This is a genomic window from Arcticibacterium sp. GJ41-1, assembly GCF_055808875.1.
This window is the reverse complement of record NZ_CM147888.1, coordinates 1,417,014-1,433,142: the sequence shown is the minus strand read 5'-3', so window position 1 is coordinate 1,433,142 and position 16,129 is coordinate 1,417,014. Positions and strand designations below refer to the sequence as shown.

General features: G+C 36.4%; 7 protein-coding genes and 1 pseudogene. 2 read left to right on the top strand and 6 right to left on the bottom strand.

The genetic code is table 11. From position 1 onward, the window contains the following. The gene (locus AC0L6O_RS05775; protein ID WP_473307001.1) at positions 1-2,382 is read left to right on the top strand and encodes a TonB-dependent receptor; all 2,382 of its coding nucleotides are present in this window, start codon (positions 1-3) and stop codon (positions 2,380-2,382) included. 21 nt (positions 2,383-2,403) lie between these two features. Here AC0L6O_RS05775 and AC0L6O_RS05770 read toward each other — a convergent pair whose 3' ends face one another. The 6 genes and pseudogenes from AC0L6O_RS05770 to AC0L6O_RS05745 form a co-directional block, all read right to left on the bottom strand. Further along, the gene (locus tag AC0L6O_RS05770) at positions 2,404-3,864 is read right to left on the bottom strand and encodes an FG-GAP repeat domain-containing protein (RefSeq protein ID WP_473306999.1); all 1,461 of its coding nucleotides are present in this window, start codon (positions 3,862-3,864) and stop codon (positions 2,404-2,406) included. Beyond that, positions 3,857-7,357 (bottom strand): VCBS repeat-containing protein, encoded by a 3,501-nt coding sequence (locus AC0L6O_RS05765; RefSeq protein WP_473306997.1) that lies wholly within the window; start codon positions 7,355-7,357, stop codon positions 3,857-3,859. The genes AC0L6O_RS05770 and AC0L6O_RS05765 overlap by 8 nt, the downstream gene beginning before the upstream one ends. A 149-nt stretch (positions 7,358-7,506) precedes the next feature. Then, positions 7,507-9,231, bottom strand: a complete 1,725-nt coding sequence (locus AC0L6O_RS05760) for a RagB/SusD family nutrient uptake outer membrane protein (protein WP_473306995.1) — start codon at positions 9,229-9,231, stop codon at positions 7,507-7,509. A gap of 26 nt (positions 9,232-9,257) precedes the next feature. Next, the gene (locus tag AC0L6O_RS05755; RefSeq protein ID WP_473306993.1) at positions 9,258-12,488 is read right to left on the bottom strand and encodes a SusC/RagA family TonB-linked outer membrane protein; all 3,231 of its coding nucleotides are present in this window, start codon (positions 12,486-12,488) and stop codon (positions 9,258-9,260) included. A gap of 142 nt (positions 12,489-12,630) precedes the next feature. After that, positions 12,631-14,298, bottom strand: coding sequence for a lamin tail domain-containing protein (locus AC0L6O_RS05750; protein WP_473306991.1), 1,668 nt, complete (start codon positions 14,296-14,298; stop codon positions 12,631-12,633). 13 nt (positions 14,299-14,311) lie between these two features. Continuing rightward, a pseudogene (locus AC0L6O_RS05745) lies at positions 14,312-15,208 on the bottom strand (hydroxypyruvate isomerase family protein). A gap of 56 nt (positions 15,209-15,264) precedes the next feature. On the opposite strand from AC0L6O_RS05745, the gene AC0L6O_RS05740 reads away from it, so the two are divergent. After that, positions 15,265-16,128 carry a glycoside hydrolase family 16 protein gene (locus AC0L6O_RS05740; protein ID WP_473306990.1) on the top strand — a complete coding sequence of 288 codons (864 nt, stop codon included), beginning with the start codon at positions 15,265-15,267 and terminating at the stop codon, positions 16,126-16,128. Position 16,129 lies beyond the last annotated feature (1 nt).

The following is a 16,129-nucleotide window of genomic DNA, read 5'->3' as shown; positions in this document are numbered from 1 at the left end:
ATGAAATACATAATCACACTATTACTCTGCCTTTCACTCGGTATCGCTCATTCTCAAGAAACTTACATACTAAAAGGAACAGTAACAGATGATGTAGAAAAAGAGCCTTTAATTGGGGCTACAATAAGTATTGACTACGGCGACCAAACAGATTTTACAGATATAAATGGGAAATTCACTTTCGTTCTACCTCGAAAAACGGTAGTTATTACAGTAAGGTATGTAGGTTATGTACCTTTTAGAAGGGAACTAACCCTTCCGCTTAATGACCTCAATGTAGAATTAAAATTAGTTGAGAATACGCTCCAAGAGATTATAGTAAGTGGAATCGAAAACCAAACAGTCAGAAGGCCCATTATGGGTGTGAGTACTCTGAGCATGAAAACTGTAGAAAAACTACCTTCAGCTCTTGGTGAAGTAGATTTACTAAAAGGTCTACAAATGTTGCCAGGTGTATCTAGTGTAGGAGAGGCTTCTAATGGTGTAAACGTAAGAGGAGGCACCACAGACCAAAATCTAATGTTGCTGGAAGATGCACCTATTTTCAATCCTACCCACATGTTTGGTTTATTTTCGGCCTTTCCTTCAGAAGCAATCTCATCGTTTGACCTCTATAAAGGAAATGTTCCAGCAAGGTATGGGGGAAGAACAGCGGGCATTTTAGATATAAAGTTGGCCACACCTTCTATGGACAAGTTTAAAATGCAAGGTGGAATAAGTTTTGTTTCCAATAAGCTCATGGCCGAAATTCCAATAGTAAAGAAAAAGCTATCCCTTCTTGTAGCTGGGAGAGGCTCTTTTAATGACTTCTTGTTCCCTGTAGTCTCCGACCAATTGAAAGACCTTAAAGCAAAATTTGCAGATGGAGCCGCCAAGCTATTTTATCAGGTTAATGACAAAAACACGATCTCGCTATCTGCCTATTATAGTTATGACTTTTTCCAAACAGAAATATTAGGAACCATAGGGAATATCAATGCCTCTTCTTCTCAATTTCAATATGAAACAGCCAATTTCTCCGGCAAGTGGTTTTACAATATAAGCAGCAAAGCCAATATCCAAACCACCTTAGTAAGCTCAAATTACCAACCAAACACCTTACTACCAGAACTTAATAGCGATAACGTAGTTAAGATAAAACAGAATATAGATTATAAACAGATAAAATCTAACTTGAACCTCTACCAAGGCAAGCATAATTTTGAGATTGGTGTAGATGCGATTAGATACGCTATAAACCCCGGCGAAATAGTTCCTGGTACTAGCGAAAGTGTCTTGGCTATTTCCACACCCATTGAAAACGGGATAGAGCTGGGAGCAAGTATTGAAGATGTAATAGATCTAAATTCTAAAACGAAGATTTCCTTAGGCTTACGATATTCTCATTACCTATCTATGGGGCCTTCTAGTGTAAATACTTACAAAGAAAACGAACCTAAAAATCAAATTTCAGTGCTAGAAACAATCCAATATAACAAAGGTGAAGTAGCCCAAAGTTATGGAGGATTAGAGCCTCGAATAGGCTTTAGCTATTTACTGAACGAAAGCAGCAGTATAAAGGGAGGCTATAATTTGGCTAGACAATACTTACAAGTGATTTCCAACACCACTACCCCCATTCCTACTTCTAGATGGAAACTTTCAGATTTGAACATAAAACCCCAAGTTAGCCAATTGGCTTCATTAGGCTACTTTAAAAACTTATCAGGGAGCGTGTATGAGGTTTCAATGGAAGCTTACTACAGAAAAACCAAAAACATAATTGACTACAAGCCTGGAGCCGATTTTCTATTAAACCCAACACCAGAAACTGAAATACTACAAGGGGTTAACTCATCTTATGGCACAGAGCTAATGATATCAAAAAAGAAAGGTGAATTTACTGGATGGATAAACTACACCTATGCTCGCTCACTAAACCAAGTGGATGAGGGGCCACTACTTAGTCAAAGGGTAAATTTTGGTCAAAAATACGCCGCAAACTATGACCGACCACATACAGTAAACGCCGCATTGATAATTAACCAAGGAGTTCATCATGACTTCTCTTTCAATTTTACATATTCTACAGGAAGACCCTTTACTTCTCCTGAAGGGTATATTAAATACAGCAATCAGGTTTTACCTTTTTACTTTTTAAGAAATAACAATCGTTTACCAGATTATCACCGTCTTGATTTCGCTTGGAACATTTACAACCCGAACATGAGAAACAGGAAGTTCAAAGGAAATTTTGCTTTTACTATTTATAATATTTATGCCAGGAAAAATGCCTATTCTATATTCTTCCGACCTTTAGGAAATGCTTCAAAGCCATATAAACTAACCATTTTTGGAGCACCAATTTTCTCTTTAGCCTATAAATTCAAATTCAACCACTAAGCATAAAACGTTCTCCTATGATTAAGGTTTGATAGTATTTTTCAAGAGGTATACCATCTTTTTCTCCTTATCTCCTCCCCTATCAAACCCTCCAAGAATGATGTCTTTATAGCCATCGTCATCCAAATCTCCTATATCCATAGTAAGCCATTTTTCTTTAGACAGAGTTGGCTCAGAATAGACCTGAAAACCATTATCATCAGTACCTTCAAAATATAGGAAGCCCTCATTTTTAACAGCCTTCGGAAAATACGAAATAACTGCTAAGTCCAGTTTGGAGTCTTTATTGAAATCTTCTACACCCACTTTAGAGGCACCATTAATGGAGTAAAAATAGGTCTCCTTAAAATTGCCGCCCGTGTTGGTATAAATATGTACTCCATGGTAATACTTAAACACTATTGACAAATCGGCATTGTCACCATTGGTATAAACTATGTCTAAGTCACCATCAGCATCCATATCTTTTAGTAAAAAATAGCTGCTACCATGATAAGGAGGAAAAGTAAGAAGCACCTTTTCTTCATATCTCCCACCACCTATGTTTTTATAGAAAACCACTTGTTCCCTACCCTGCGTCATTAAAGTTAAAATATCTTTCTTTCCGTCTTTATCAAAATCTATATAATAAAGCTTCCTGGCACCTGATTCATTTGACAGTATATGTTTCCTGAAGTCTCTCCCATCATACCAGCTCAAATCACCTAAATGATAGCCAAAGTTTGCAACTAGAAAATCATCTACCCCATCATCATTAATATCTTCTATTAAAAAATCTACAGGCCTTGCTAAGTTTTCAATTAAAACTTCTCCAGTATCTGCCACTTTTAAAGCTCCTAATGGTAAGTCTTTAGGGTTTAAGTGTCCTATTTCTAAAAGTACTTTGCCATAGTCTTTATGATGTCTATATTTTACTATTGGGCTTTTACTTTCAGCCATTTCTTCCTTTACTTCATTATTGCCCCCTATTGAAAATAGCTTGTCATAGGTTGCCACATAGAATTGTTTCTCCGAACTGTCCCATTGTGTCATCACTATGTTTTTTGAATCAATGGACTGTTGTTCTGCTTTAAAGTAGGCCAAACCACTTAGCATACTATTTTGCTGTATGGTAGAGTCAATACTTTCAGGAGATTCTAACTCATAATATTTTACTATTTTATCCCAATCCTCCTTAGTCATCATTGGCTTTTGAGGGTAAAAGCCAGCTTGCAGCATATACATTCTATCTTCGTCAGATAAGGAAAGTAACTCTTTCATTAAATCTCCATTACCCGTTCTCAAAGCCATATTTGGCAGTACTTTACTTAGCCAAATATTTTTTGGCAACATTTCCGGCTTAGGAAAATCATGGCAACTAGTACAATAGATTTTCGCTAGTTCTTCGCCACTTTTGTCGGAGGTAACAGGCTCGCGTTCCTCATTTTCCTTTCCGCAAGACACCAATAAGAACATTAAAACAGCTGCCAGAACCTTACTCATATACCTTGACATTTTGGGCTCCTTTAGGAAGAGAAACACTCCTACTAGATTGACTCAAATAAGAAGAACCCGCGTAAATTTCCTTCTTCACTGTTTTTCCATTTAACTCATAGATTAAATATTTATGCTTTGCTGTTATATCTACACCATTCCTTTCTACTTGCGTTTTAAAAACCTTTAATGGTCCTCTATTTTGCGAAGCTAACAGTATCATTTTACCAGAAGCGTCAAACATATAAGCCGAAGCTTTAGCATTCTGAGCTACATAAAAACCTGTGTTCATTTTTTCATCAAAATTCCCATGACCGTCTCCTTTTAAAAACAAACCATTTGAAGCATCATAACGTCCTCCAATAGGTTCGTTACCATAATTATTTCCAGATAAAACTATATCTTCATAACCATCTCGATCAAAATCTTGAATCAATATTCCAGTAACTTGACTAAACTGAGCTCTTCTTGGAAGTTTTTTATAATTAAATTTCCCATTGCCTAGGTTCTCTATATATATGGAAGAAGAGCAATTAAGTGACAAAATCTGAGCATCCTTTTTTTCTTCAGCCGTCAGTAAATTGTCCATATTAGCTAAGGTGAAATCTTTATAGGACACAAAACGAGTCCTAACAACATTCAGCTGCTTATTTACATCATCACGCCCATTATATGGCACCAATTTTCTTTCTCCACTTTCAGTATTGAAATACACAAAAGGAATGATATCATAATTACCATTATTGTCAAAGTCTTTTGCCACAATCATGGTGGGCTCCTTCTCTGTACCTTTCATCAATGAATTCTCCCCAATATTCCCAACCACATAATCAATGTCGCCATCTTGGTCAAAGTCTGCTCCGTTAATAGAAGTCCAAATACCTTTTAAACCTTCTAATCCGGTATTCTTAGCTTTAGTAAATTTCCCATTGTCATTTTTCATGAAAATAATTTCGCTCCATTCTCCTAATAGAATGGCGTCGGTTTGACCATCATTATCAAAATCTGTCAATAGAATATCGCAGATTAGCCCTACATTATTAAAACCTGGGGCTATTTCATCAGTAACATCGGTAAAACTTACTTGACCTCCTTTAGAATCATTTCTTAGAATTTTTGAAGTTTCAAATTTCGGATATTCCGATGGTACAGACCTACCTGCCACAAAAAGGTCTAAATCACCATCATTATCATAATCAGTTCCTCTTACACATGATGTGCTTATTTTAAATTCGGGTAAGCCACTAGTACTCAAAGTAAAATTTCCGTTACCATCGTTTAAAAACAATTGGTCTTGATAGCTTGATTCATACTTTGTAGACTCTGTTCCACCTTTGCATATGTACAGGTCCAAATCACCATCGGCATCCGCATCAAAAAGTAGACTTCCTAAATCTTCTCCAAGTTTAGTCGGTACTTTCATTTCGTCTAATAAGTATGTACGTTCAAAGTCTCCATTAGCTTTTTGTGTCATAAAGACTCCACTTTGTCCTTTTGAACCACCTATAAAGAAGTCTTCTAAACCATCGTTGTTTATATCTCCTACAGAGAGACCAGGGCCAGATTCTGAAAGCTTAAACGGGATAAGGTTTTGAAGGTTAAAGTCTATAAAATCAGCCTCAAAATGAGTGTACGCTATATTTAAACTATCAGAGATATCTTCAAAATACCTAGTTACATTTAAGTCTTTCGAGAAATCTGATGTAAGATTAGCTTCTGATATGTTTACCTCCAACACTTGGTTCAGCACTGGATTAGTAATTTGCTGCATTTTGCCATTCGGCCAAAAAACCTTTAAGCTTAGCACTTTCTTATCTCCCAATCCAAAATGAAGGGTTGGCTCCACACTAGAAAGATACCCTCGCTGAGGCATGTTTTCATGAATCATCTTTTCTCCAGAGGCTAACTCTAGTAGCACTACTGCTCCAATCCCGTTAATATTTAAGCCATCACCCTTACATTTGATACGTAAATAGTTACGAACCTCTTCCTCCTTATTTTCAATTAGATTATTACGGAATACGAAAGCTTCATCATCTATATTATTAACCACATAATCTAAATCACCATCATTATCTAAATCAGCATACACTGCTCCACTTGAAAAAGAAGGTATTTCCATACCCCATTCTTTGGTAACATCTTCAAATTCTAAATTGCCATTATTCCTAAAAGCGTAATTACTAATCTTAACTTCCGGCATTTGCCCCAACAAATAAGGTCTTGAAGCTAAAAACTCAGCTTCCTGCCTGTAAGCCATAAAATCCCTATCGGTTACATCTTTAGGAAAACCATTTGTAACTATTAAATCACGATAGCCATCATTGTCAAAATCAGCTAAAGAAGGTGTCCAACTCCAGTCCGTTTCAGCAAAACCAGCCAAAAGGCTAATTTCACTAAACATCGGTTTATTATATTCACTTATGCCATTATTTAACTGCAAGGTGTTTCGCATATACTGATATGTATAGCCAAATTCATTACTAAACATAAACAGTTGATAGTTCATTGGCCCAGCCAAAACCTTCTTTCTTTCATTATCTTTTGCCAACATATCCAAAGCTACCATGTCCAAATAGCCATCATTGTTTATGTCTGCTACATCATTTCCCATGGCAGAGTTACTAGTATGCTTAAAATATTCACTCGCCATATCTTGAAAGGTTCCATCTTTCATGTTGATATAAAGTAAATCATCCGCAGCATAGTCATTGGTAACATAAATATCCTTCCAGCCATCTTTATTTATATCACAAATACTTAGTCCTAAACCGTAACCTTCAATTGTTATTCCCGCTTGCTTTGAAATGTTCTTATAAACTGGATGACCCAAACCTTCACTCCATGTACACTCGTAAAATCTATCTGTATTAGGATATGAGCCATCAGTAATCTTCTTCCTAAAGCTATTAGGATTGCTATCAGCTATATTGGTTAAAACATATAAATCTAAGTCTCCATCATTATCATAGTCAAAAAATGCAGCGTTTTCTGTGTGGCCAGAATCATTAACACCATACTCTACTCCCATTTCTTTAAACCTCGGTACTCCTTCGGTCAAACCTTGATTGACAAATAGTAAATTTTGACGCTCTTCGGCTGTTCCTTTAACTGTAGCAGCTACATATACGTCCATCAGGCCATCGGCATTAATATCTACTGTTATTACACCAGCACTCCACCTTTCTTTTCCTTCTATACCTGCCAGTTCCGATATATCTTCAAACTTGAAATCACCCTTATTAAGGTACATTTTATTGGCAACTTGATTACCACTAAAGAATATATCTTGGAGACCATCATTATCAAAATCAGCAATTCCGACACCTGAGCCATTATAGAAATACTCGAAGTCTAGAATATTCAAAGTGTCACTTTCCACCAATACATTTGAAAAAGTAATATTAGAATGAGTTGACTCAATCTTTTCAAAGAGGTTCTTCTCTTTACATGAAAGCAATAAGCTAATTAATATAAAAAAAGGCAGATTTTTTAGATTCATAAGAGCATCAATTTTCATCAAAAATATCAAAAAAAGTGGAGGTTTAATAGATAAAAGACCTTGCAAAAAAGTATAAATCAAATCCCTTTAAAACAAAAAAGAGGCTGTCCCAACAAAGTGGAACAGCCTCTAAATATAGATACCTAATCCTAGTTATAATCTGGATTTTGTACTAAGATATCACTTCCTATTAAGTCAATTTGACCTTGAGGAATTGGCAATAAAGCATGCTTTGCTTCGTATTTACCTTCGCCTAAAGCACCTGGCAAAAACTGAGAATCGTATGCTAAATACCTAGAAATCTCATCTACATCAGTTCCCCAACGAACTAAGTCATAAAAACGGTATCCTTCCATTCCTAATTCAAGCTTACGCTCAAATCTTACTGCTTTTCTTGCAAAATCCTTATCTGGGAAAGAATCATACAGTCCAATATTGTAATTTGCTGCAGGGTTTCCGTCTTCGTCCATAACGAAATCAGATGCTACACTAGCTCTACTTCTAATCATGTTAGTATACTCTAGAGCTTTCGCTAAACTTCCAACTTCAATTTCTGCCTCAGCAGCCATCAAAAGAATATCAGCAAAACGAATAATTGTTACATTATAAGCATTGAAAGTTTGGTGTCCCCAACCTCCAGTCTCTGTTAAACCTGACTCTTTCTCAGCTTTTGTGAAAAGATACTTCTTTGGAGAATATGGACCACCATTAGGTTGGTTACGAATCATACTCTGACCTCTGTGCACTCCCCAATCCATGAAAGGTATTCCTCTACGACCAACTGTATGATCCAATCTTGGATCTAAGTTACCCGTATCTAGACTAAAGTCAGTACTTGACTCAATACCCATGTCATTCTTCACAGCATTAGCATCATCATTGTAAGACTCATCAAGAAGAGGAAGGCCATTAGCATCCGTTCTGAAAGAGTTCACAAAAGTAAAACTAGGCTGGAAAAAACCACAACATGTTCCTGGGTCACTTCCTTGGATAAAGTTCAATTGAAGATCCGCATTTGCATTGTTTGCATCTCCAGAACCAACAGTTGCTTGAACAGCAAAAACTGATTCTGAGCTGTTATCATTTGCAACTCTGTAAATACCAGAGTAAGTAGGCAAAAGACCATACTTCACACCTGATGTAGTTACACCGTTTGCAATAATTTGGTCAAAAAGAGCCTTTGCTTCAGAAAACTTGTTTTGAAACATGTAAACTTTAGCCAAATAACTCATAGCAGCCCATTTGTTAACACGACCCGCACTACCAAATGTTTCAGGTAATCCACTAACTGCAGCTTGTAAATCAGCCTCAATTTTAGGCCATAAGTCCACGTTATTAGCTACTAATTCAATACCGTTAGTTACATCATTAGTTTCATCCACATAAGGAACCATATTAAAATTCCTTTTAAGCTGGAAGTAATAATGAGCTCTTAAGAACTTAACCTCTGCCGTCATTCTAGCGATATCTTCCGCTTTTACATCTGGCTGAGCCTCTGATAAAAGAATCAAAGCGTTGTTTGCTCTTGATACTCCATCAAAATGACCTCTATAAGCATCAGCTATAAAGTTTAATGTTGGCGTATAAGCATACGTTTGAATTGGATTGATATCAGAGAAATCCCCTGGATCTGTTCCTTTGTTGGCATCTCCACCACGAATACTACCCCAAACCCAGTTAGATGGGCCCGCTGCGTAGTTACTAAGACCACTTAATTGGGCATAGGTGGCAAGAACCGACCCTTCAAGACCCGCTAAAGTAGTTAACTGGTTTTTAGAAAGTGAACCCGTAGGCAACACTTCTAAGAAGCTCTCCTTGCAAGCGTAACTTCCTAAAAGAAGTACACTGAGTATTGCTAATTTTATTTTTCTCATTTTATAAGTTTCTTCTTAAAGTTTTATTATAGTCCTAAGTTAACACCAAAAGTAAATTGACGTGTAACTGGGAAGTTTCCTAAGTCAATACCGAAACTTGTATCTGCACTACCAGCAACTTGAGGGTCAAGACCATCATAACCAGTAATTGTAAACAAGTTATTTACAGAACCAAATACACGTAGCTTACTTATTTTCATTTTGTCTAAGATGTTTCCTGGAAGATTATATGCAAGAGATAAGTTCTGGAATCTTAAGTAAGAACCATTTTGTACATAAAAATCACTTGCCTGAGAACCAGTACTGAAACCATCATTTCCTTCAAAAATTGGAATATCAGTATCTCTATTATCAGGAGTCCAAGAATCTTTTACTCTTTCTGAGATAGCTGAACCTGCAAACAATGGATAGAAATCAGTGAATCTTCTTGAGATATTAAAGATTTCATTACCAATAGAAGTATAGAAGTAAGAAAGTAACTCAAAATTCTTGTACCTAAGTGTAAAGTTCAAACCACCTGTAAAGTCAGCTACTGGACTTCCTAAGTAAGTTCTATCATCTGCATTAATCTTACCGTCATTATTAATATCTACATATTTAAAACGACCTAAGCCAGCTCCATCCTGTGTAGGTGCAGAGTCAATTTCCTCTTGAGTTTGGAAAAGACCAGCTACTTTATATCCGAAGAAAGAAGACAGAGAATGTCCTAACTGGTTACGGATAGGGTTTACACCTCTAAATCCAGGATTAACATCTGTAAGGTATGTTTGACCATCAGCAATATAAGTAATCTCGTTATCTAAGAATCCACCTGATAAATCAAGTTCAAATCCGATTTCTTGAGAAATATCACCTTTAGTAGAGATTAAGAAATCAATACCTTTATTAACCATTGTTCCAATGTTAACAGAAGGAGGGCTTGCACTTCCTGCTGTTTGCGTAATTGGTAATGTATAAAGAAGGTCTCTTGTATCTTTTTGCCAAATATCTAATACGATATCTAACTTTCCTTTTAAGAATGAACCGTCAAAACCAATATTCTTTGTAACACTAGTCTCCCATTTTGCATCTGGGTTACCAATTCTTGACTGTCTAAATCCATTAACAATACCACTGTTAGAACCGTTGATATCATAACCAGAGTTACTAATACTCTGAGCATATAAATTATACTGGTTAGCAGGGTTTACGTTATTTGAGTTACCCATTAAACCATAACCTCCACGAATTTTAAGCTCCTGAATCCAAGAAAGATCTTTCATGAACTCTTCTTCAGAGATTCTCCAAGCAGCAGAAACCGCAGGGAATGTTCCGTACTTATTATTAGCACCGAAACGAGAAGAACCGTCACGTCTTACAACTCCAGTAAGAATATACTTATCATTGAAGTTATAAATAGCTCTACCGAAGTATGAGTTAAAAGTAACACCATTATCCTTTACACTAAAAGCAGGGTTTCTAATATCCAAGGTAGAAATAGTGATGTAGTCAATATCTCCAGCAAATGGGTTTCTACCATCAGCTCCTATGTTTTTACCACTACCAGTATTCAAGGCTTCTTGACCAGCAAGTAACTCTATACCGTGAAGACCAAATTTCTTTTTGTAATTAATGGTATTTGTGAATGTCCAACCAAATCTATATCCACCACCTTCATTATAAGACCATCTAGTTCCTTTATTTTCTAAAGTCTCATAAATTGGTCTACCATAACCCCAGCCATAAAAGTTATTAAATGTTGCACCTATAGAGGTTCTTACAGTTAAATCTTTAATGATATCAAGCTCAGCATAAAGGTTACCCATGCCTAAAGCGTTAAAGTTTCTATTTCTCTTTCCACCTTCTTGGTTTGCAATTGGGTTAGAACCTTGACCAAAACCTAATGCTGTTGTACCAGCAAATCCACCAAACTCATCATAAACTGGAAGTATAGTTGGAGATCTAAATGCTCCAAGAATATCATTCTCATCAGATGAACTAGATAAACCATTATTACCACCTTGTCTTCCTAAGACCTGGTTATAAGTAATTTGCATATTCTCTCCAATTCTGAAGTTTTTGAATACGTCAAATTCAGTATTTACTCTCAAAGCATATCTAGTAGCCTCTTGGCTAGGTAAAATACCTTTTTGATTTTGAGCAGACATACCTACATAAAATCTAGAACTTTCTGTTCCTCCACTAAAGCCTAATGAATGACGCTGAATTGGAGCATTTCTTGTTAACTCTTTGTACCAATCTGTTCCTTCTTTGTTTGCTTTAATTACTTGGTAGAAATCAGAAATTTCTGGACCAGTAATGTTATATTTTTCTCTTTCCGCTTCTAAATCAACAGTTCCGATAACACCACTTTGATCACCTACTTTCAAATAATCTGGAATAATTGGAGTTTCTCCAGAACCATACTGAGGGTGAGTAAGCTGGCTACCTGAATTTCTTAGTGCATTCCAAGTCCAAGTAGCTTGATCTTGAGGATTCATCATTTTCTGACCTTCGCCTGGCGTAGTAACACCATATAATCCGTCATAAGTAATTTGAAGCTTTTGAGCTCCTTTTTTACCTCTCTTAGTAGTGTAAACTATTACACCATTAGCAGCTCTTGCTCCATATATAGACGCAGCAGATGCATCCTTTAATACGGTAGTAGACTCAATATCGTCAGGATTTAAGAAATCTGTAGAACCAACAGGATAACCATCTACAATAAGTAATGGCTCATTTCCTCCAAAAGCTCCAAAACCTCTTACCCTTACTTGGCTACCCGCACCTGGCTGGCTATTAGTAACTACTGTAAGACCCGCAACTCTACCTTGTAACTGCTGCTCAATATTAGCAGAAGGAACTGTAGTCAAATCTTTAGGCTTCACAATAGAAATTGCACCAGTAGATTCCTTTCTACTATCAACAGAGTAACCAGTAACGATTACCTCTTCTAAGGTAGATATATCAGATGCTAAGGATACATTAATAACAGACTGATTCCCAACTGTTACTTCTTGAGATTCATAACCCACAAAACTAAATACCAAAACGGTATTTGCATTATTGAAAGAAAGTGAATAATTTCCTTCAACATCCGTACTAACACCGTTCGTAGTGCCTTTAACTACGACAGATACACCTGGTATCTCAAGTCCGTCATCCGCACCTGTAACTTTTCCACTTACAGTTTGATTCTGAGCGAATACCTCACTAAAAGAGAGAGATAAACCCATCAAAACCAATAGTAAGCCTTTCGAGTAAAGTTTTACTTTCATAAAAAAATGGTTAATGGTTTAAGTAAATAAAAGTCAATTAAACATTGACAGAGTGCAATATTAAACATTCACACCCTGATAATCCAACTATATCTACACAAAATCTTTTTTTACGGTTAAAAAAGTGCAAATGATTGCATAGTCAGTGCAAGCCGAGTGCTATTTTCTGCTTTTGTCGATAAATGGTTGTGGCTGTTCTTAGCTCTCCCAAGACAATATAGTAACCTGCAGGCATAGCTTCATTTGAAGCACTATAGCCGTCCCAAGTTATTTCAAGACCATTTGTAACATATTGCCCTTGAGATAAAGAAGTAATATGTCTGCCGTTTGCATCATATATGCTAGCGTCTAAATTACCTGTTTCATCGATTTTAAAGCTAAACAATGCTTCATCATCTATCCCATCATCATTTGGAGAAAATACTTCAGTTAACACAATAATTTGAAAACCTGTATTCTCGATATTATTCCATTTTTTATACCCTGGGCTAGCGTAATTTTCTGAGGAAGATACAGACACCCAATCAGCAAATTCGCTTTCAAAGCTTTTTCGTTCTAAAGAAACACCATCTACTATATCTAAAGAAGGGTGATGCATGTCTTCGTTAAACGCAAAACGATCCAGCTCTAAACCATCTGCTGAAACTAGCACCGCAATACCTTCTCCATTATTAAATGAAGGAAGCTTACTTACCTCTATTATATTATTTACTATCGCTTTGGGATAAAATTCTACTAGTGCATCTTTATCTGTTGTAAAGCACAGAAAACCTTTCGCTTCTATTATTAAATTTGTTGAACTAAGTACTACAATTTCTTCATCTCCTCTTGTTAAACCAATGCCTTTCAGATTAATACCTTCATCTGAGTAATTATAAAGCTCAATGAAATCTTCGCCACCTGGCTTTGGATTAAATAGTATTTCTGACAGAAAAAGACTCCCTACCACTGGTCTTGGCAAATTTCCTATAGAAACCTGTATAGGAGCAGACAGATTTCCTGAACAATCTGCAATAGTGTTAAAAGTAATATCAAAAAGCCCACTCTCTGGTAGTGGGTTCTTAAGTTTGATATTTATGGTATTATTCGCCTCAGAAAACGAAACTTCTTGAATTTCGAGTTCTTCGGAATCAATATCAAGAGTTTCCGAATTCTCACTAAGTTTTTCTGAAAAAATAAATTCATACGTATTTTCACCTAAATCATTATACGAAACAAAGCTGGGTCCTTCTAAATCAATTAGGCTTTGTGCTGAGGCGTTTACCGCACCTGGCGTACCTCCTTGCTCAGAAGCGGAAGAGGTCCAATTATCCCCATCACGACATGGATTACTCAAATCAATCATTTCTAAAGAATAACCTTGGTCTCTCCCTGGAGCATACCAATCATCAGAATAAACAACCTCATGAACTAATTCGCCATCAGCACTCTCCAGTCTTAACCTTGTTCCTCCATTTAATAGCGAAAATTTACTAAGACCAAGCACATTGCCGTAAGGCTCCAAAAATGAAACATTATTCTCTCGGCAAACTATAAGATAGTTACCAGGTTCGATCTCCGCACTTGGGAAAGAGACTTCAGAGGTATTATAGAATAATGTATATGACCTGAGATTAATTGAGTTATTCGAATTGTTATATAACTCTATATACTCTTTTTCAGGCAAACCATGGCTAGGTGTAGGGTCTGCAAAAATTTCTGTTATTAAAACACTGTAGTTTGCTTGTGCAAAAGCAAGATTCTGAAAAAAAAACAAGACAAAAAAAAGGACAATTGACTTCAAACAACCATTAAGCTTATAATTTCGCATATCGTTATTGCACTTATATATCGCAAATAGTAACCCCTTGTTTAAGAGAAGCTAACTTATTATCTCTTTTTGGAATAAATTCTTGTCCTACAAAACCTTTATATCCTGTCTCCAAAATTGCTTTAATTATGGCAGGGTAATTAAGTTCTTGGGTATCATCAATTTCGTTTCTCCCTGGTACTCCCCCTGTATGGTAATGAGCTATATACTTATTGTTTTCTTGAATAGTTCTAATGACGTCACCTTCCATAATTTGCATATGGTAAATATCATATAGAAGTTAAAAATTGTCGGAATCTAACTTTTGACATAATTCTACACCCCAACTAGTGTGGTCACACATATAGCTTGGATGATTAACTTTAGAATTCAACAATTCCATCACCAAGTTAACTTTTTTCTTTTCCGCATAAGCCATTACCTTCTTTAAGCCTTCGGCACAATTTTGAAGTCCTTCTTCATCTGAAAGTTCGGTTTCTCTATTTCCAGAAAAGACAATAATATTTTTCAAGCCGGCTTTAGCCACCTCATCAATCTCGTGGAGATAAAGTTCAATCAAACCTTCATGGTTTTCCTTTTTATTCCAACCACTGCTTATCCCATATTTACTTCCTGATGCCGAAACCATAGCACAGGTCAGACCGTACTTCTGTATCTTTTTAAAATCTTTAATACTCAGCAGCTCTATAGAACTCAACCCTATTTCTACTGCTGCTTTTGCTAAGTCGTCTAATTCTACCCCTTTGTAACACCATCGGCATACAGAATGATTAACATCCCCTTTAAGATTCTGAGGTAACACTTTATCTGCAGCCGACAGCCTAGACGATAAACCAGAAACCAGACTCAAACTGGCAACACTAGTTAATGCTCCCAAAGCTTTTCTCCTTGAAGTATTTTTTCTGTTCATTTATTATTTCATTTGCGATAGGTAAGCTAAATAAAATTATTTAAAATATTAAATAAATGAAAAAACTACTTCTTTTTGTGTTACCATTATCAGCCTTTATTTTGACACTTTGCTCATCATCACATACAGTGGAACCAGAAATTATAATTCCGACACCAAAAACACCAGACCCCATCCCTGTTTATGGCTTCCAGAAAGAGGTAAGCTGGTCAGATGAGTTTGACATAGATGGAAAACCAGACACTAATATTTGGGCTTATGATTTAGGAGGAAATGGCTGGGGAAACAATGAAGCTCAGGTTTATACCAACGAACTTGAAAACGCTAGTGTAGAAAGTGGTAATCTCATAATTGAAGCTAAGAAAAAAAATGCAGCCTATACTTCTGCTAGACTTGTTACAAAAAACAAGAAGGACTTCTTATACGGACGAATGGAAGTTAAAGCACTGCTTCCTGTGGGGAGAGGCACATGGCCTGCCATTTGGACACTTGCCTCGGAAAGCAATTACGGCGAAAACTATTGGCCAGACAATGGCGAAATGGACATCATGGAACATGTGGGAATGGACCAAGATAAGGTACATACAAATATTCATACCAAAGCATTTCATCACTCAATTGGCACTAATAAGGGTAATAGCAAAACTGTAGATAAGGCTTCAGAGGAGTTCCATATTTATAGATTGGACTGGTATCCAAACACCATTCAGTTCTATATTGATAATGAACTATTGTTTGAGTTCAAAAAAGAGGCTGGTTACACTTGGAAAGAGTGGCCTTTTGACAAACCGCAACACCTCCTTTTAAATATTGCTATTGGGGGAAACTGGGGAGGTCAACAAGGTATTGACGACACCATTTTCCCTCAAAAAATGCTTATAGATTACGTTAGATTCTATGATTTAGTAGAAATCAAATAGT

Coding starts and splice junctions, on each gene's coding strand:
- AC0L6O_RS05775 (WP_473307001.1), top strand. CDS start 1: ATGAAATACATAATCACACTATTACTCTGCCTTTCACTCGGTATCGCT.
- AC0L6O_RS05760 (WP_473306995.1), bottom strand. CDS start 9,231: ATGAGAAAAATAAAATTAGCAATACTCAGTGTACTTCTTTTAGGAAGT.
- AC0L6O_RS05750 (WP_473306991.1), bottom strand. CDS start 14,298: ATGCGAAATTATAAGCTTAATGGTTGTTTGAAGTCAATTGTCCTTTTT.
- AC0L6O_RS05755 (WP_473306993.1), bottom strand. CDS start 12,488: ATGAAAGTAAAACTTTACTCGAAAGGCTTACTATTGGTTTTGATGGGT.
- AC0L6O_RS05740 (WP_473306990.1), top strand. CDS start 15,265: ATGAAAAAACTACTTCTTTTTGTGTTACCATTATCAGCCTTTATTTTG.
- AC0L6O_RS05765 (WP_473306997.1), bottom strand. CDS start 7,357: ATGAATCTAAAAAATCTGCCTTTTTTTATATTAATTAGCTTATTGCTT.
- AC0L6O_RS05770 (WP_473306999.1), bottom strand. CDS start 3,864: ATGAGTAAGGTTCTGGCAGCTGTTTTAATGTTCTTATTGGTGTCTTGC.